Source organism: Streptomyces sp. XY431, assembly GCF_001279805.1.
In the GTDB taxonomy this organism is placed as follows: domain Bacteria; phylum Actinomycetota; class Actinomycetes; order Streptomycetales; family Streptomycetaceae; genus Kitasatospora; species Kitasatospora purpeofusca.
Map to the genome: position 1 here is coordinate 11919 of NZ_LGDO01000162.1, position 16076 is coordinate 27994.

17 protein-coding genes are annotated in these 16076 nt (G+C 69.0%); 6 read left to right on the forward strand and 11 right to left on the reverse strand.

The genetic code is table 11. From position 1 onward, the window contains the following. Positions 1-17 precede the first annotated feature (17 nt). Together ADK60_RS18335 and ADK60_RS18340 are read right to left on the reverse strand one after the other, a co-directional pair. Positions 18-956, reverse strand: a complete 939-nt coding sequence (locus tag ADK60_RS18335) for an SUMF1/EgtB/PvdO family nonheme iron enzyme (RefSeq protein ID WP_234371138.1) — start codon at positions 954-956, stop codon at positions 18-20. A gap of 59 nt (positions 957-1015) precedes the next feature. Further along, a complete protein-coding gene (locus tag ADK60_RS18340) occupies positions 1016-1789 on the reverse strand; it encodes an aminotransferase class IV family protein (RefSeq protein ID WP_053647332.1) in 774 nt (257 codons plus the stop codon). Between the two features lie 248 nt (positions 1790-2037). Between ADK60_RS18340 and ADK60_RS18345 the strand changes: the two genes are divergently transcribed. The 5 genes from ADK60_RS18345 (at position 2038) to ADK60_RS18365 (ending at position 6116) form a co-directional block, all read left to right on the forward strand. Continuing rightward, a complete protein-coding gene (locus tag ADK60_RS18345; RefSeq protein WP_063783182.1) occupies positions 2038-2616 on the forward strand; it encodes an ATP-binding protein in 579 nt (192 codons plus the stop codon). 213 nt (positions 2617-2829) lie between these two features. Continuing rightward, positions 2830-3429 (forward strand): HIT family protein, encoded by a 600-nt coding sequence (locus tag ADK60_RS44890; protein ID WP_053647334.1) that lies wholly within the window; start codon positions 2830-2832, stop codon positions 3427-3429. 47 nt (positions 3430-3476) lie between these two features. Continuing rightward, on the forward strand, positions 3477-4517 hold the full coding sequence (locus tag ADK60_RS44895) for a glycosyltransferase family 4 protein (RefSeq protein WP_053647336.1): 1041 nt from the start codon (positions 3477-3479) through the stop codon (positions 4515-4517). A gap of 55 nt (positions 4518-4572) precedes the next feature. Continuing rightward, entirely contained in the window at positions 4573-5454 is an 882-nt protein-coding gene (locus ADK60_RS18360) for a radical SAM protein (protein WP_053647338.1), read from the forward strand. After that, positions 5451-6116, forward strand: a complete 666-nt coding sequence (locus ADK60_RS18365) for a PIG-L deacetylase family protein (RefSeq protein ID WP_053647340.1) — start codon at positions 5451-5453, stop codon at positions 6114-6116. Before ADK60_RS18360 ends, ADK60_RS18365 begins: the two co-directional genes overlap by 4 nt. Positions 6117-6128: 12 nt before the next feature. Here ADK60_RS18365 and ADK60_RS18370 read toward each other — a convergent pair whose 3' ends face one another. Beyond that, positions 6129-7835 (reverse strand): proline--tRNA ligase, encoded by a 1707-nt coding sequence (locus ADK60_RS18370; protein ID WP_053647342.1) that lies wholly within the window; start codon positions 7833-7835, stop codon positions 6129-6131. Positions 7836-8014: 179 nt separating this feature from the next. On the opposite strand from ADK60_RS18370, the gene ADK60_RS18375 reads away from it, so the two are divergent. After that, positions 8015-8878 (forward strand): class I SAM-dependent methyltransferase, encoded by an 864-nt coding sequence (locus ADK60_RS18375; protein WP_053647344.1) that lies wholly within the window; start codon positions 8015-8017, stop codon positions 8876-8878. Between the two features lie 360 nt (positions 8879-9238). On the opposite strand, the gene ADK60_RS18380 is transcribed toward ADK60_RS18375, so the two are convergent. From ADK60_RS18380 to ADK60_RS18415, 8 genes are read right to left on the reverse strand one after another with little or no spacing between them, the layout of a single operon-like run. Further along, positions 9239-9616 carry a metal-sulfur cluster assembly factor gene (locus ADK60_RS18380; protein WP_078880144.1) on the reverse strand — a complete coding sequence of 126 codons (378 nt, stop codon included), beginning with the start codon at positions 9614-9616 and terminating at the stop codon, positions 9239-9241. Positions 9617-9639: 23 nt separating this feature from the next. Further along, complete coding sequence (gene sufU, locus ADK60_RS18385) at positions 9640-10089, reverse strand: Fe-S cluster assembly sulfur transfer protein SufU (RefSeq protein ID WP_030394945.1); 450 nt, start codon at positions 10087-10089, stop codon at positions 9640-9642. Between the two features lie 17 nt (positions 10090-10106). Further along, the gene (locus ADK60_RS18390; protein WP_045940143.1) at positions 10107-11354 is read right to left on the reverse strand and encodes a cysteine desulfurase; all 1248 of its coding nucleotides are present in this window, start codon (positions 11352-11354) and stop codon (positions 10107-10109) included. Positions 11355-11380: 26 nt separating this feature from the next. Next, entirely contained in the window at positions 11381-12145 is a 765-nt protein-coding gene (gene sufC / locus ADK60_RS18395) for a Fe-S cluster assembly ATPase SufC (RefSeq protein ID WP_045940125.1), read from the reverse strand. Positions 12146-12151: 6 nt separating this feature from the next. After that, on the reverse strand, positions 12152-12469 hold the full coding sequence (locus ADK60_RS18400) for a bifunctional 3-phenylpropionate/cinnamic acid dioxygenase ferredoxin subunit (RefSeq protein ID WP_030394948.1): 318 nt from the start codon (positions 12467-12469) through the stop codon (positions 12152-12154). 5 nt (positions 12470-12474) lie between these two features. Then, positions 12475-13707 (reverse strand): Fe-S cluster assembly protein SufD, encoded by a 1233-nt coding sequence (sufD, locus tag ADK60_RS18405; protein WP_045940126.1) that lies wholly within the window; start codon positions 13705-13707, stop codon positions 12475-12477. 60 nt (positions 13708-13767) lie between these two features. Continuing rightward, a complete protein-coding gene (sufB, locus tag ADK60_RS18410; protein WP_045940127.1) occupies positions 13768-15183 on the reverse strand; it encodes a Fe-S cluster assembly protein SufB in 1416 nt (471 codons plus the stop codon). A gap of 9 nt (positions 15184-15192) precedes the next feature. Further along, positions 15193-16038: a helix-turn-helix transcriptional regulator gene (locus ADK60_RS18415; protein ID WP_053647346.1), complete on the reverse strand. Its 846-nt coding sequence runs from the start codon at positions 16036-16038 to the stop codon at positions 15193-15195. Between the last annotated feature and the right edge of the window lie 38 nt (positions 16039-16076).

Genomic DNA, 16076 nt, shown 5'->3' on the forward strand with positions numbered 1-16076 from the left:
GCCGCATTCTCGGGGTGCTACGACATGTCGGGCGGGACTGGGAGGTCCACCGCGCAGCAGCGGAAGCCTGTGTCATCGTCGAGCATGGTCGACGCCGCATCGTTGAAGGCGGACGGTACGGCGCGGGCGAACGGGCTGGTGAAAGCGCCAGCCTTGAGCTCATGGCGTCCTGGGGAGGGCTGGTCCTGGCACCACTCCCAGGTGTTCCCGCACAGGTCGTAGACCCCGTACGGGCTGACGCCGCTGTGGTAGCAGCTGACAGGGGTGGTGGAGGCGAGGCCGCTCTCGCGGCTGTTGCACTTCGCCGGCGTCGGCTGGTCGCCCCACGGGTAGAGGTGGCCTCGCGGTCCACGAGCGGCCTTCTCCCACTGGTGGCTCGTTGGCAGGGTTTTGCCGGCCCATTGCGCATACGCTGCCGCGTCGTCCCAGGTGACGAAGACCACCGGGTGGTCGAGCAGTTCGTCCGGACAGCTCCCGCCCGGCCAGTGCTGGGGCGCGCGGTGCGAGGTGGCCGCGACGAAGCGCGAGTAGTCCCCGTTCGTCACCGGGAAGACGTCGATGTAGTAGCCGGGCAGCCAGACCGGTTCCTTGCCGGGCCCAGCAAGGAACACCCCGGCCTCGACGAGCGCCATCCGCCGGCCGTCGCCCGGGTGCCGGAGTTGGTGCTGGCGAGGAAAGGGCAGGCTGTCGTCGCCACCCGGATTGGGTAGCACCGAGGGCGATCCGGCGGTGAGGCGGGCGAAGCGCTCGTGGACCTCGGTGTCCGATGAGGCCAAAGACGTGTCCAGGGCTGCCTGGTTCACCGGCCGCGGCGTGATGCCCGCACCTCGGGCTTCCCACTTGGACACCATCCTGGCGCTGATGCCCAGGTGAGCGGCGAACGATTCGATGCTCATCCGCTTCGCTTGACGCAGCGCCCTGACCTCGGCACCGGTCCATGTTTCTACGGTTGCCACCGCAGTTCTCCCGCCCCCACCATCGTCGCACCCCCGCGCGTGCGTGCTCGGAGGGACAACTAGAGCAGATCACCAGGCAGTTCGTCGTACTCCTTGCGAAGCTGCTCGACGACCGGATGGCGGCTGGGCAGGGCGTGCTCGTCGACGGCGCCGATGGCGCGAACCCCGATGCCGATGTTGGTGGCGAACGCGGCGTCGAAGCCGGCAACGTCGGCCAGGCGCACGGTGCGGGTGGTGGACGGGTGGGCTTCGCGCAGTAGCTCCATGGTGGTGCCGACCAGGCAGTCGGCATCGGGCCAGGTGACCTCGCCGTCCTTCACGAAGCCGACGTTCCAGGTCCCGCCCTCGGAGATGACCGACTCGGTGTCGACGAACAGCGCGTCGTCGAAGCCGGCACGCTGGGCGGTGCGCCGGTGGCGGAGCGAGCCGAACAGGCCAACGCTCTTCACCGTCGGCATGTCGCGCGTGTAGACGACGGACTGAACTCGCATGGGGGGCAGGGAAAGCGGCCCGGCGGGTCGAGTTGTCACGAGGACCTGAGGCTGTGCGTCCGATCCGACGTGCCCAAGATCCAGCGCGGGATCGAAGATCGTCACACGCACCACGCCGGCACCGTCGGTCGGCGCCAGGCGGCGGGCGAGCTCGCGGACGCGGTCCACGTCGAGTTCCGTGTCGAACACAGCCTGGCAGTCACGGGCCAGCCGGGCCATGTGCAGGGCGAGGCCGCGGACGCGACCGTGCTCGACGCGCATCGAGGTGAAGTGGCCGTAGTTGGTCAGGGCAAGCGCCTGGAGAGAGTCCAGGGCGATCGGGGTGCCGTTCAGTTCCGCCATGCGCTCAGCATGGCAGCAGGGCGAGCCGTCGGACCTGGCTTCTCTCATGCGCGGTGGTCGAAGTTCAGTGGAAGTTCGGCGCCGAGGCAGAGGCAGGACATACCAGGCCGATCACGTAAAGCGTCAACCTGGTCACTCAAAGTTGGCGCCCCTGGCAAGACTGTCCGCTTTCCCCGCTGTCATCGGGGAAAGCGCGCGGCTTGCAGGCGGCCTGCAGCCCTCACCCGGCTCCCGACCTGGGAGGAACCGTGTCACAAGCACGCCACGGCTTCAGTCAGTTGGAACTGGCGGACAGACCGAGCCCGGTTGCCTGGGCTCGCCGCCACACGGTCGACGTCCTGGGCCGCTGGCAGGTCCCGCCCGACGTCATCGAGACCGCTCGTCTACTGGTCTCCGAGCTCGCCACCAACGCCGTCCGACACTCGAAGAGCGACACGGTCGGTTCGCTGTTCTCGGAGGCATGCCCGGTACAGACGATCACCTTGGCACTGATGCTCGGCCGTGGCCGGCTCCTCCTCTCGGTGCGGGACAGCGACTGTCGGCCGCCGGTGGTCAAGTCGGTGGGCGAGGACGCGGAGAGCGGCCGGGGGATCTTCCTCGTGGAAGCCCTGAGCGAGCATTGGGGCTACTACCACCTCCCGGCGGCGGCAGGGAAGGTCGTCTGGTCGGAGCTGACGTTGGTCGCGCCGGACCTCAGGATCGGCGCCGAGCATCCCCCGAACCCTTCCGATCCGCCCGCGTCCTGCCAGGTGGTCGAAGATCCGAGGCGCGGGCAAGCCCCGCCGCTTCTGATGGCCCGCACTCTCGTCGGCCTTCGGGAGCTCTGAGGCGGACCGTACCCATGCCCACCCTGGTGAACCCAAGGGCGAGTGGCTGGCACTGGAATCTCCAGCATCGACGGCTTCTCAGAGCGTCCCCGCAGCCCGCGCCAACTCGACGGTCAGCGAGTTCCTTGTGTGATTGCTGCCGGAGGCGCTCACCAGCAGAGGCAGCCCGGTCCCGGCCGCTTCCGGCCCCGCACCTCTACCGATGCAACCTCGATGGGAGAGAACGTGCACAAGTCCGTCCCCACACCCCGCCAGCCCGAGGCACCACCTCCCGGACACCGCTACCTGGACTTCCTCGGCGGCCCCAGCCACCTCGTCGACGAGGGCACCTGCCGGGGCTGCTTCATGAACCAGGCGGAATCCCGCCTGCCGGACATCCTCGCTCCCGTCTACGACGACGGCACCGTCACTGTTCGACAGGACGCCGAATGGGCCGTGCCGGGATTCATGGTCGTCGGCATCCGACCGCACATCGGCGCCCTCGACGAGATGGACCTCGCCCTCGCCGAGAGGCTCGCCCGCGTCACGCACTTCGTCCGCCGGGCCATGCGGGAACGGCTGGGCCTGGCCGCAGTGCAGACGTACCAGGAGGAGAAGCTCGACCGCCCGCACTTCCACGTGTGGATGCTGCCCCTGTGGCCGGACACGATGGCCGCCCACAGCATCAACCCGCGGATCTACGAATCGAACATCGCCCGGTACCTCACCCTCTTCACCCTCGAATCCCACGAGGCCGCCATCCGCAGGTGCACGGACGAGGTGCGCGACTTCCTCAGCAGGACTCCCGAACTACAGGTCGACACATCAGCCTGACGCGGTCCGCCGACACGGCGAACCACCTCGTTCCCGAGGAGACGAACATGCGCATCGCACACGTGGCGCCGCTGTGGGAAAGCGTCCCGCCCAAGGGCTATGGAGCCGTCGAGACGCTGGTCGCGGAGCTCACCGCCGCCCAGGTCCTCGACGGGCACGAAATCACGGTCTTCGCCTCCGGCGACTCCAAGGTGGCCGGCAACCTCCACGGCATCGGGACAACGGCACTGCTCGCGGACCCGCGGATCCACGAGCCGGAGGTCTACCGCATGCTGCAACTGGCAGAGGTCCGCGACCGCGCCGACGAGTTCGACGTCATCCACTCCCACGTGCACTCCAACACCGGCTGCCTGGCGATCCCTGTGCTCCACGGCCTACGGACTCCGGTGGTCCACACCGTGCACTGCTTCTTCAACGACGACAACGCACCGCTCTTCCGCCGGTTCGCCGACGAGCGGTACGTGGCGATCAGCCATGACCAGCGCTCCCGCCTGCCCGAGCTCAACTACCTCGGCACGATCCACCACGGCGTCGACCTGCAGGCGTTCCCCTTCGGCGCAGGGGCCGACCCGTGCCCGTACGTGGTGTTCCTGGGGAGGATCAGGCCCGAGAAGGGCGTCCACCTCGCCATCACCGCAGCGAGGCTCGCGGGAGTGCCGCTCAAGATCGCGGGACGGATCAAGCCTCGCGACCAGGTGTACTTCGAGCAGCAGGTACGACCGCACGTGGACGGCGAACAGGTCTTCTTCCTCGGCGAACTCGACTTCCCGACCAAGAACGCCCTCCTCGCCGGAGCCACCGCCACCCTGATGACCTCGCTCATCCCCGAGCCGTTCGGACTCGTCCCCGTCGAGTCCATGGCCTGTGGGACGCCCGTAGTGTCCCTGCGCACAGGGGCAGCCCCCGAACTTGTGCGACACGGCATCACCGGCTACCTGGCCGACAACGCCCAGGAACTGGCCAACGCCATCCACCAACTCGAAGCGATCGACCGCGCCGCCTGCCGCGCGCACGTGGCCTCCGAGTTCTCGATCCGCCGGATGGCCGACGGCTACGACACCGCCTACCGGACAGCTCTGTACACCTGATCCACCAGACACCCGCACTGCCCAGCACCCGTCTCCACCAACCCAGTGAGGCACCATGCGCAGTGTCATCCTCAGCGCGGGCAAGAGCTGCTTCGTAGCCTGTCCCGGCTGCTACAACTACTTCGGCCGAACCATCAGCGACACCTCCCACGTCCTGCTCTTCGCGGCCGGCCTGCGCGATCGGTTCGGCATCGAGAAGATCACCGTCGGAGGTGGTGATCCACTCACCCGACCGGACATCCTCCCCTTGCTCAAGGGCCTGCACGGCCTGGGCTTCGGCATCCGGCTGGACACCGTGGGCACCAACTTCCTCGGCCCTGCCCGCATCCGCTTCATGGGCACCGGAACGGCCGACCACGTGTCAGCGGCAGAGGTGGCCGCCGTGACCGATCTGATCGGCATCCCCCTCGACGGCAGTACCGACGCCATTCAGCAACAGTTCCGCCGACACTCCAGCGTCTCCTCCCAGTTGGCGATCCTCGCTCAGTTGGAGGAAATCGGCGCGGCCACCTGTATCAACACGGTCGTTCACGCCGGCAACACCGACGACCTCGCGGCCATGGCCGAACTGCTCCGTGGATACACCTGCGTCCGGGAGTGGCAGCTCTTCCAGTTCATGCCCATCGGACCGCTCGGTCACCACAACCGCAACCGCTACCTCGTCAACGGCACCGACTTCGAGCAGGCTGCCACGATCGCCAGGGGGAATGCTCCCGACGGACTGACGGTCGTGGCCAAGAGGGCACACGGCCGCAAGCACCGATACCTGCTGATCGACTCCGCCGGACTGGTATGGACTCCCGAGCAATCGCCCGCCGCCTCGTGGCAGAGCGAGGACACCAACGATCGACGGCACATGATCGGCAACATCAGCGATACCGACGTCCTCGACCGGCTGGCCGCCCTGGATGACGTCGACACAGAAATCGGGGGATGACCAGAGCCGACCTGCTCGTCGTCCTCGCGCATCCCGACGACGAGACGCTGCACTGTGGGGGGCTCATCCACCACACCGCCCGGAACAGCGGCACCGTGGTCACTGTCACCCTCACACGTGGCGGCGCCGGCAGAACCCTCGGCATGTGCACCGAAGCCGAGCTGCCAGCCGTTCGCGAGCGGGAACTGCGTCAAGCGGCCGAGGTCCTGGGCGTTTCCCAGGCCGAGGTTCACGACCTGCCCGACGGCCGTCTCGTGGACCACGAGCCGGAGGCGGCGGGCCTGGTGCTGGACTCGCTCCGGCGCTGGACACCACGCCGGGTGGTGGCCTTCCCTCCCAACGGGATGAACGGCCACCCGGACCACCGTTCCGCCCACCGGATCGCCCTCGCCGCGCTCGACCGCTACGACCCGACCCCGGACGTACTGCTGGTGACCAGCACGACTCCGTACACCGAACCGGCCAGACTAGGCTTCCTGGACCCCGCGCAGGTCGAGGCGATGCGCCTACCAGCCACCCTCCGTACCCGGGTGGGCGACAGCCTCGAAGCGAAGCTGCGCGCCATGGGTCACTACGAGACCCAGGCGCGCAGCACCGCGAAGATCCTCCGCTGCTACCCGGAAACGCTTCTCACCGAGGTGTTCCACCAGGTGGCCGGCTGACAAGCCGACCTCTTACGCAGCGGACGTCAGCAACTTGCGAACGTGTTCCACCGCCTCGGCCACCGGCACCGACTGGGTCTCGCCGGTGGCCCGGGTGGTGACCTCGACCGTGCCATCGGCCAGGCCGCGGGCACCGACCGTGATCCGGTAGGGGATGCCGATCAGCTCGACGTCGCGGAACTTCACGCCGGGCCGCTCGTCGCGGTCGTCCAGAAGCACGTCGACCCGCTCGCCCTTCAGCTGCCGGTACAGGCCCTCGGCGGCCTCGACCACCTTCTCGTCCTTGGCTCCGAGGACGACGACGGCCACCTCGAACGGGGCGACCGCGACGGGCCAGACGATGCCCTTGTCGTCGTGGTGCGTCTCCACGATGGAGGCGAGCGCACGTTCCACGCCGATCCCGTAGCTGCCCATGATCGGGACGACGCGCTCGCCGTCCCGCCCGAGCACGGTCACTCCGAGGGTCTCGGTGTACTTGCGGCCGAGCTTGAAGATGTGACCCACCTCGATCGTGACCACGACCTCCAGCGGTGCACCGCACTGCGGGCAGGGCTCTCCGGCGGTCACCTCGCGCAGGTCGGCCCACCGCTGCACGGCGATGTCCCGCTCGACCGAAACACCGCGCAGATGGACGCCGTTGCTGTTGGCGCCGGTGGTCATGTCGATCCGCCCGCGCAGGGCCTCGTCCGCGAGGATCGGCAGTTCGGCAACGCCGACCGCGCCCAAGCTGCCCGGGGAGGCGCCGAGCGCGGCCTGGATCTCCTCCGCGGTCGCGGGCCGCACCGTCTTGGCAGCGAGTGTGTCGATGAGCTTCTGCTCGACCAGGGCATGGTCACCGCGGACCAGGACGAGGGTCAGCCGGTCGTCGACCACGTACACCAACGTCTTGATCTGCCGCTCGGCCGGCACGCCGTGCTGGACGGACAGCTCCTCGATGGTGCGCGCGTTCGGGGTGTCGAACCGCTCCGGAGCGTCCAGGCCGGGGCCGTCCACCACAGCGGGCAGAGCGGAAGTCGCCTTCTCCGTGTTCGCCGCGTAGTCGCAGCCAGGGCAGCGAACCACCAGGTCCTCACCGGCGTTCGAGGGGCTCATGAACTCCACCGACGCGCTGCCGCCCATGCTGCCGCTGGACGCCTGCACCGGGATAGCGGGCAGGCCCAGGCGGGCGAAGATCCGCTCGTAGGCGGCCTTGTGCAGGTCGAAGGAGCGGTCGAGTCCGGCCGACTCGATGTCGAAGCTGTACGAGTCCTTCATCGTGAACTCGCGCACCCGCAGCAGGCCGCTCTTCGGGCGGGCCTCGTCGCGGAACTTGGTCTGGAACTGGTACCACATCTGCGGCAGGTCCCGGTACGACTTCAGTTCCTGCGACAGGACGGTGAAGATCTCCTCGTGCGTCATGCCGAGCGCAAGGTCCGCGCCCTTGCGGTCCTTGAGCCGGAACATCTCCTCGCCCATCACCTCCCAGCGACCGCTGCGCTGCCAGATCTCGGCCGGGTGCAGGGCGGGCAGGATGAACTCCTGGGCGCCGATCGCGGTCATCTCCTCGCGGATGATGTCCACGATCTTGGCGCGGACGCGCACGGCCAGCGGCAGCAGGGAGTAGTGGCCGGCCATGAGCTGCCGGACGAACCCTCCTCTCACCAGCAGGCGGTGGCTCACCGCATCCGCGTCCGCCGGGTCTTCCCGGAGTGTGGGCACGTACAGCTGGGACCAACGCATGGGACCGGAGACCGTCCTCTCGGTGGAACTGCGGAGTGTCGCGGCGGCGCTCACGCCGACATCACGACGGGAGACGCATTCTAGTGGCGGAGCCCTGCCCGAATCGCTCCGTTTTGAGAAGCCCAGGCCAGAGCACGTGGACAGGTCGCATCCGCGTTCAGCGAACGGACGGAGGCACGTTGGCAGACACCACGGACGGCACGCCCAGCAGTAACCGCTCCGTCGACGCCGTCCGCCGCTACTACGACGATTTCGCCGAGCAGGAGCACGACCGGCTCGCCAAGGATGTTGCGGGCCGAGTGTCCTTCGAGATCCACCGTCGCTTCCTGGAGCAATACCTGACAGAAGGTCAGCGAGTTCTCGAGGTCGGCGCCGGCCCCGGCCGCTTCACCACCGTGCTGGCCGAACACGGTGTCCGCATCGTCGTCACCGACATCTCCCCCGTTCAACTCCGGCTGAACGAGGCCAACGTCACCGCCGCGGGCGCCGAGCCAGCCGTCGAGGCACGCCACACCCTCGACATCCGGGACGCCAGCCGCTTCCCCGATGCCTCGTTCGATCTCGCCCTCGCCTACGGCGGCCCGCTCTCGTACGCCTTCGAACAGGAACGCCAAGCCCTCGCCGGCCTCCTCCGCATCCTGAAGCCCGGTGGCATCCTGGTCGCCTCGGTCATGTCCCTCTGGGGCAGTTGGCGGGCCCGCCTCCCCGGAGCCACCCAGCTCGCCATCCGATACGGCACTGACGTCACCGACGCCGTCATCCGGACTGGCGACCTGCGCCTCGTACCCGGCATGGCCCACGTCTGCCGCATGTTCACCTGGGAACAGCTCACCATCCTCATCCCCGAATGCGGCGGCGAGATTCTGGCGGGATCCGCCAGCAACTGGGCAAGCCTCGAAGACCCCACTGTCCTTGAAAGAATCGAAGACGACCCGGAGCTCTGGGCGCGGTTCCTCGCCTACGAGACTGCCGCCTGTTCGAGCCTCGGCGGCCGAGACGGTGGCACACACATCCTCTTTGCCGCACGACGCGGCAAAGGCTGAGGTCGCCATCACGTTCGATACGTGGTGCAGGACCTCGGATCGCGGTCCGCACCGACGGGCGGCAGAAGCTGGCGCGCGCCCGCCCCGGCGGGCCGCCCTGCGCTCCGCAACAACCGGCGGACGGCCTGCACACATCGCCGCCTGAGACACGCTCCATCAGCACCGCGTGCCGCCCGGCCGGTCGGCACGCGGCCAGGCCGGGGGCGGGCACCCGTCGGGAGGCGGGTGGGGGGTGGACGGTGGGGAACGGCGGTAGAGCTGCTCAACCCCGGAGATCACACGCGGGTGCACCGCGAAAACGCCGCTGCCGCGCGAACCGAGGTTCGCGCGGCAGCGGCGTGACGAATGGCCCAGGTCGGGTCAGACGTTGAAGCCCAGGGCGCGGAGCTGGTCGCGGCCCTCGTCGGTGATCTTGTCGGGGCCCCACGGCGGCATCCAGACCCAGTTGATCCGCAGGTCCTTGACCAGGCCGTCGGTGGCGGTCCTGGCCTGGTCCTCGATCACGTCGGTCAGCGGGCAGGCCGCCGAGGTGAGGGTCATGTCGATGGTGGCCACGTCGGCGTCGTCGATGTGGACGCCGTAGATCAGGCCCAGGTTGACGACGTCGATGCCCAGTTCGGGGTCGACGACGTCCATCAGGGCCTCGACGAGGTCCTCGACGGCGACGGTGCCGGCGCTGGTGCCGACCGGGCCGGCCGGGGTGGTCTCCTCCGCGGGGGAGGTGGTCTCTTCGGTCATGGCGGGTGTCCTCCTCTGCGGTGTCAGTCGGTGGCGGGGTGCTCGGCGAGGGCCTTGGCGGTGGCGTCCTTCCAGGCCATCCAGCTGAGCAGGGCGCACTTGACCCGGGCCGGGTACTTGGAGACGCCGGCGAACGCGACCGCGTCCTCCAGCACCTCCTCGTCGCCCTCGCCCTGGCCCTTGCTCTGCATCAGCTCCAGGAAGGCCTCCTGGACCGCCTGGGCCTCGCCCACGGTCTTGCCGACCACCAGGTCGTTCAGCACCGAGGCGCTGGCCTGGCTGATCGAGCAGCCCTGGGACTCGTAGGAGACGTCGACAACGGTGGAGCCGTCGAGCTTCACCCGCAGGGTGATCTCGTCGCCGCACGTCGGGTTGACGTGGTGCACCTCGGCGTCACCGTCCCGCAGCCCCTTGCCGTGCGGGTTGCGGTAGTGGTCCAGGATGATGTCCTGGTACATCGAGTCGAGCTTCATGGTCGCGTGCCCCGTCCTCAGCCGAAGAAGTTCCGGACGTGGTGCAGGCCGTCCACGAGCGCGTCGACCTCGCCCGGCGTCGAGTACAGGTAGAACGACGCCCGCGTGGTCGCAGGAATTCCGTACCGCAGGCAGACCGGCCGCGCGCAGTGGTGACCGACGCGCACGGCGATGCCCTGCTCGTCCAGCACCTGGCCCACGTCGTGCGGGTGGATGTCGCCCAGCGTGAACGAGATCGCCGCACCGCGGTCGACGGCCGTGCGCGGGCCGATGATCCGCAGGTCCGGGACCTCCAGCAGCCGCTCGAGCGCGTACTCGGTGATGGCGTGCTCGTGGGCGGCGATCCGCTCCATGCCGATGCCGGTCAGGTAGTCGACGGCCGCGCCCAGCCCGACCGCCTGGGCGATCGGCGGGGTGCCGGCCTCGAACTTGTGCGGCGCCGGGGCGTAGGTGGACGAGCCCATGGTGACGGTCTCGATCATCTCGCCGCCGCCGAGGAACGGCGGGAGGTCCTCCAGCAGCTCCTGGCGGCCCCAGAGCACGCCGATGCCGGTCGGCGCCAGCATCTTGTGGCCGGTGAAGGCGACGAAGTCGGCCTCCAGCGCCTGGACGTCCAGCACCATGTGCGGCGCGGCCTGCGAGGCGTCGATCACGACCAGCGCGCCGACCGACTGGGCCTTGCGCACGATCGCTTCGACCGGGTTGACGGTGCCGAGCAGGTTGGAGACCAGCGTGAAGGAGACCACCTTGGTCTTCTCGGTGATCAGCTCGTCGATGTTGGACAGGTCGAGCCGGCCCTCGTCGGTCAGCCCGAACCACTTCAGCTTCGCGCCGGTGCGCTGCGAGAGCAGCTGCCACGGGACGATGTTGGAGTGGTGCTCCATCTCCGTGATGACGATCTCGGACTCGGCGTCCACCCGGTAGGGCTCGTCCGCCCAGGTCAGCATGTTGGCGACCAGGTTGAGCGACTCGGAGGCGTTCTTGGTGAACACCACCTCGTTGCGGCTCGGCGCGTTGACGAACGCCGCGACCTTGTCCCGGGCTCCCTCGTACAGCGCCGTGGCCTCCTCGGCGAGCACGTGCACGCCGCGGTGGACGTTGGCGTTGTGCCGCTCGTAGTAGGCGTTCAGGGCGTCGAGCACCTGGCGGGGCTTCTGCGAGGTGGCCGCGTTGTCCAGGTAGACCAGCGGCTTGCCGTCGTGCAGCAGGCGCTGCAGGACCGGGAAGTCCTTGCGGATCGCGTCGGTGTCGAGCAGGCCCGCCAGGACCGCCGACTCGTGCGTGGAAGAGGTCACTCGGACGCGCCACCCTTCACATAGGCCTCGTAGCCCTCCGCCTCCAGCTTGTCGGCCAGCTCGGCGCCGCCGGACTCGACGATGCGGCCGCCCGCGAAGACGTGGACGTGGTCGGGCTTGATGTACCGCAGGATGCGGGTGTAGTGGGTGACCAGGAGGGTGCCCACCTCCCCGGTGGAACGGACCCGGTTGATGCCCTCGGAGACGACCCGCAGCGCGTCGACGTCCAGGCCGGAGTCGGTCTCGTCGAGGATCGCGACCTTGGGCTTGAGCAGCTCCAGCTGGAGGATCTCGTGGCGCTTCTTCTCACCGCCGGAGAAGCCCTCGTTGACGTTGCGCTCGGCGAAGGCCGGGTCCATCTGGAGGGCGGCCATCGCCTCCTTGACCTCCTTCACCCACAGCCGCAGCTTGGGGGCCTCGCCGCGGACGGCGGTGGCGGCGGTGCGCAGGAAGTTGGAGACCGAGACGCCGGGGACCTCGACCGGGTACTGCATGGCCAGGAAGACGCCGGCCCGGGCGCGCTCGTCGACGGACATCTCCAGGACGTCCTCGCCGTCCAGCAGCACCGAGCCGCCGGTGACGGTGTACTTGGGGTGGCCGGCCAGGGAGTAGGCCAGGGTGGACTTGCCGGAGCCGTTCGGACCCATGATGGCGTGGGTCTCGCCCTGCTTCACGGTCAGGTCGACGCCCTTCAGGATCTCCCGGGGGCCGTTCTCGGTCTCGACGGAGACGTGCAGGTCGCGGATTTCAAGGGTAGCCATGTGTACTCAGGACTCCTGGTTGACGGAGACGAGCACATCGTCCCCTTCGATCTTTACGGGGTAGACAGCGACCGGCCGGGTGGCGGGCAGGCCGGAGGGCTTGCCGGTGCGCAGGTCGAAGCTGGAGCCGTGCAGCCAGCACTCGATCATGCAGTCCTCGACCTCGCCCTCGGACAGCGAGACGTTCGCGTGCGAGCAGATGTCGTTGACCGCGAACACCCCCTCGTCGGTGCGGACGACGGCGACCGGTACGCCGTTGAGGTCGACGCGCTTGGGCACGTCCTCAGCCAGTTCGCTCAGCGCGCAGGCGCGAAGGAAGCTCATGGGTGTCAGACCGCCGCTTCCAGCTCGGCCTCGATCTTCTCCATGAGGTGGTCCTGGATCTCGGCGACGCCGATCTGCTGGACCAGTTCGGCGAAGAAGCCGCGCACCACCAGGCGGCGGGCCTCGTCGGCCGGGATGCCGCGGGAGCGCAGGTAGAAGAGCTGCTCGTCGTCGAAGCGGCCGGTGGCGGAGGCGTGGCCGGCCCCGACGATCTCGCCGGTCTCGATCTCCAGGTTCGGCACCGAGTCGACCCGGGCGCCGTCGGTGAGCACCAGGTTGCGGTTGAGCTCGTAGGTGTCGGTGCCCTCGGCGGCGGCGCGGATCAGCACGTCGCCGATCCACACCGCGTGCGCGTCCTGGCCCTGCAGCGCGCCCTTGTAGACGACGTTGGAGCGGCAGTGCGGGGTGTCGTGGTCGATGACCAGACGGTGCTCGAGGTGCTGGCCGGCGTCGGCGAAGTAGAGGCCGAGCAGCTCGGCCTCGCCACCGGGAGCGGCGTAGTTGACCCGCGGGTGGATCCGGACCACGTCGCCGCCGAAGGTGACGACGACGGACTTCAGCGAGGCGTCACGGCCGACCAGCGCGGTCTGCTGGGCGACGTGGACCGCGTCGCGCTCCCAGTCCTGGACCGAGACGAAGGTCAGCTTGGCGCCGTCACCGACCAGCAGCTCGACGTTGGCGGCCCGGGTGCCGGTGCCGGTGTGGTTGATCACCACGACGGCCTCGGCGAACGGCTTGACGTCGACGACCACGTGCGCGAAGCGGGTGCCGCCCTCGCCGTGCACGTCGATCCGCACCGGTTCGGTGAGCACCGTCTCCTTGGGGACGGTGACCACGAGCGCCTGCTCGAAGGCGCTGAACGCCTGCGCGGCGACCCGGTCGACCGGCTTGCCGGCCTTGCCGAGGCGGGCGTCGTCACGGCCGACGGTCTCGGCGGTGACCCCCTCGGGCAGGCTCAGCTCGACCTTGTCCTCGCCCTTGTCGGCGGTGGCGGCGGTGCCGTCGTGCAGGCCGCCGAGGCGGTGCAGCGGGGTGAACCGCCAGTCCTCCTCGCGACCGGTGGGCACCGGGAAGTCCGCGACGTCGAAGGACGGCGCGACCGCGACGCGCGCGTCGATCGGCTGGCGGACACTGTCCCGACCGGTGCCGGGACCGGCGAGCTGGGCGCCGGCACCGGCGGTGCCGACCTCGATCGAACCGGCGGTGGTGGAGCCGGAGTTGTTCTGGACGTCAGCCATGGCTGTTCGTTGTGCTCTCTTCCTCAAAAAAGTTTCGATGGACGGCGGGCGGCCGGCGGGTCAGCCGACGGAGCCCTCCATCTGCAGCTCGATCAGCCGGTTCAGCTCCAGCGCGTACTCCATCGGCAGCTCGCGCGCGATCGGCTCGACGAAGCCGCGGACGATCATCGCCATGGCCTCGAACTCGGTCATGCCGCGGCTCATCAGGTAGAAGAGCTGGTCCTCGCTGACCTTGGAGACGGTGGCCTCGTGGCCCATGGACACGTCGTCCTCGCGGACGTCCACGTAGGGGTAGGTGTCCGAGCGGGAGATGGTGTCGACCAGCAGCGCGTCGCAGAGCACGTTGGACTTGGCGCCCTTGGAGCCCTCGCCGATCTCGATCAGACCCCGGTAGGAGGTCCGGCCGCCGCCGCGCGCCACCGACTTGGAGACGATGTTGGAGGAGGTGTTCGGCGCCATGTGGACCATCTTGGCGCCGGCGTCCTGGTGCTGGCCCTCACCGGCGAAGGCGATCGACAGGGTCTCGCCCTTGGCGTGCTCGCCCATCAGGTAGACGGCCGGGTACTTCATGGTGACCTTGGAGCCGATGTTGCCGTCCACCCACTCCATGGTCGCGCCCTCGTACGCCACGGCGCGCTTGGTGACCAGGTTGTAGACGTTGTTCGACCAGTTCTGGATCGTCGTGTAGCGGCAGCGGCCGCCCTTCTTGACGATGATCTCCACGACCGCGGAGTGCAGCGAGTCCGAGGAGTAGATCGGCGCGGTGCAGCCCTCGACGTAGTGGACGTAGGCGTCCTCGTCGACGATGATCAGCGTCCGCTCGAACTGGCCCATGTTCTCGGTGTTGATCCGGAAGTAGGCCTGGAGCGGGATGTCGACGCGGACACCCTTCGGCACGTAGATGAAGGAGCCGCCGGACCACACGGCCGTGTTCAGCGCGGCGAACTTGTTGTCACCGGTCGGGATGACGGTGCCGAAGTACTCGTGGAAGAGCTCCGGGTGCTCCTTGAGCGCGGTGTCGGTGTCCAGGAAGATGACACCCTGCTCCTCCAGGTCCTCGCGGATCTGGTGGTAGACGACCTCGGACTCGTACTGGGCGGCGACACCGGCGACCAGGCGCTGCTTCTCCGCCTCCGGGATGCCCAGCTTGTCGTAGGTGGCCTTGATGTCCGCGGGCAGGTCCTCCCACGACTCGGCCTGCTTCTCGGTGGAGCGGACGAAGTACTTGATGTTGTCGAAGTCGATGCCGGAGAGGTCGGAGCCCCAGGTCGGCATGGGCTTCTTGCCGAACAGCTTCAGGCCCTTGAGACGCAGGTTCAGCATCCACTCGGACTCGTTCTTCTTCGCCGAGATGTCGCGGACCACGTCCTCGCTGAGCCCGCGCTTGGCGCCGGCGCCGGCGACGTCCGGGTCGGCCCAGCCGTACTCGTAGTTGCCCAGGCCCTCGAGCTCGGGGTGCGAAACGGTGTCAGTCATGCGAGCTTCCTAACGCGCGGACGCTGAATCTTCGGTGGACGTACCGGCAGTCGGCGCGGCATCGGTGTCCCGGCCCGCGGCGGTGCGCAGGGCGGGCGACGATGCGGCACCGGGTGCCGGCACATAGGTGGTGCAGACCCCGTCGCCGTGGGCGATGGTGGCCAGCCGTTGCACATGGGTGCCCAGCAGCTGGGAGAAGACCTCGGTCTCCGCCTCGCAGAGCTGCGGGAACTGCTCGGCGATGTGCGCGACCGGGCAGTGGTGCTGGCAGAGCTGGGCGCCCGCCGGGGCCTGGGCCGCGGCCGACGGGACCCGCCGCACCGTGGCAGCGTACCCGTCGGCACTGAGCGCCTGGGCCAGTGCCTCGGTGCGCTCGCCCGCTCCGGCGGAGCTGAGGGCCTCGCCGTACTTCTCCGCCTGCCGGCCGAACCGGGCCCGGGCGAAGGCGGCGACCGCCTCCTCCCCGGCCTTGCCGCCGCCGACCGCGTCGGAGATCCAGCGCAGGGCGTCGGCGGCGAGCTGGTCGTACGCCTGGTAGAAGGCGTCGCGACCACCGTCGGTCAGGGCGAAGACCTTGGCCGGACGGCCCCGGCCGCGGCTGCCGTAGACCCGCTGCTCGCGGGACTCGACCAGGCCGGCGGCGGTAAGGCCGTCCAGGTGACGGCGGACGGCCGCGGTGGTGAGACCGAGCCGGCTCGCCAGGTCGGCGGCGGAGGAGGGGCCGTGGTCCAGGATCGACCGGGCGACCCGGTCCCGGGTGGCCCGGTGGCCGTCCAGCAGCACCTCGGTCGCCGTCGCGGGCACGGCACAGCCGGGGGCCGACTCGGCCTCCTGCTGCGTGGAGTGCTCGCGCATGTTTTTCACAACACCAGTGTTGCGTAATTACTTCCGAC

Coding starts and splice junctions, on each gene's coding strand:
- ADK60_RS18360 (WP_053647338.1), top strand. CDS start 4,573: ATGCGCAGTGTCATCCTCAGCGCGGGCAAGAGCTGCTTCGTAGCCTGT.
- sufC (WP_045940125.1), bottom strand. CDS start 12,145: ATGGCTACCCTTGAAATCCGCGACCTGCACGTCTCCGTCGAGACCGAG.
- ADK60_RS18340 (WP_053647332.1), bottom strand. CDS start 1,789: ATGGCGGAACTGAACGGCACCCCGATCGCCCTGGACTCTCTCCAGGCG.
- ADK60_RS44895 (WP_053647336.1), top strand. CDS start 3,477: ATGCGCATCGCACACGTGGCGCCGCTGTGGGAAAGCGTCCCGCCCAAG.
- ADK60_RS18400 (WP_030394948.1), bottom strand. CDS start 12,469: ATGAGCTTCCTTCGCGCCTGCGCGCTGAGCGAACTGGCTGAGGACGTG.
- ADK60_RS18365 (WP_053647340.1), top strand. CDS start 5,451: ATGACCAGAGCCGACCTGCTCGTCGTCCTCGCGCATCCCGACGACGAG.
- ADK60_RS18370 (WP_053647342.1), bottom strand. CDS start 7,835: ATGCGTTGGTCCCAGCTGTACGTGCCCACACTCCGGGAAGACCCGGCG.
- ADK60_RS18415 (WP_053647346.1), bottom strand. CDS start 16,038: ATGCGCGAGCACTCCACGCAGCAGGAGGCCGAGTCGGCCCCCGGCTGT.
- ADK60_RS44890 (WP_053647334.1), top strand. CDS start 2,830: ATGGGAGAGAACGTGCACAAGTCCGTCCCCACACCCCGCCAGCCCGAG.
- sufU (WP_030394945.1), bottom strand. CDS start 10,089: ATGAAGCTCGACTCGATGTACCAGGACATCATCCTGGACCACTACCGC.
- sufD (WP_045940126.1), bottom strand. CDS start 13,707: ATGGCTGACGTCCAGAACAACTCCGGCTCCACCACCGCCGGTTCGATC.
- ADK60_RS18380 (WP_078880144.1), bottom strand. CDS start 9,616: ATGACCGAAGAGACCACCTCCCCCGCGGAGGAGACCACCCCGGCCGGC.
- sufB (WP_045940127.1), bottom strand. CDS start 15,183: ATGACTGACACCGTTTCGCACCCCGAGCTCGAGGGCCTGGGCAACTAC.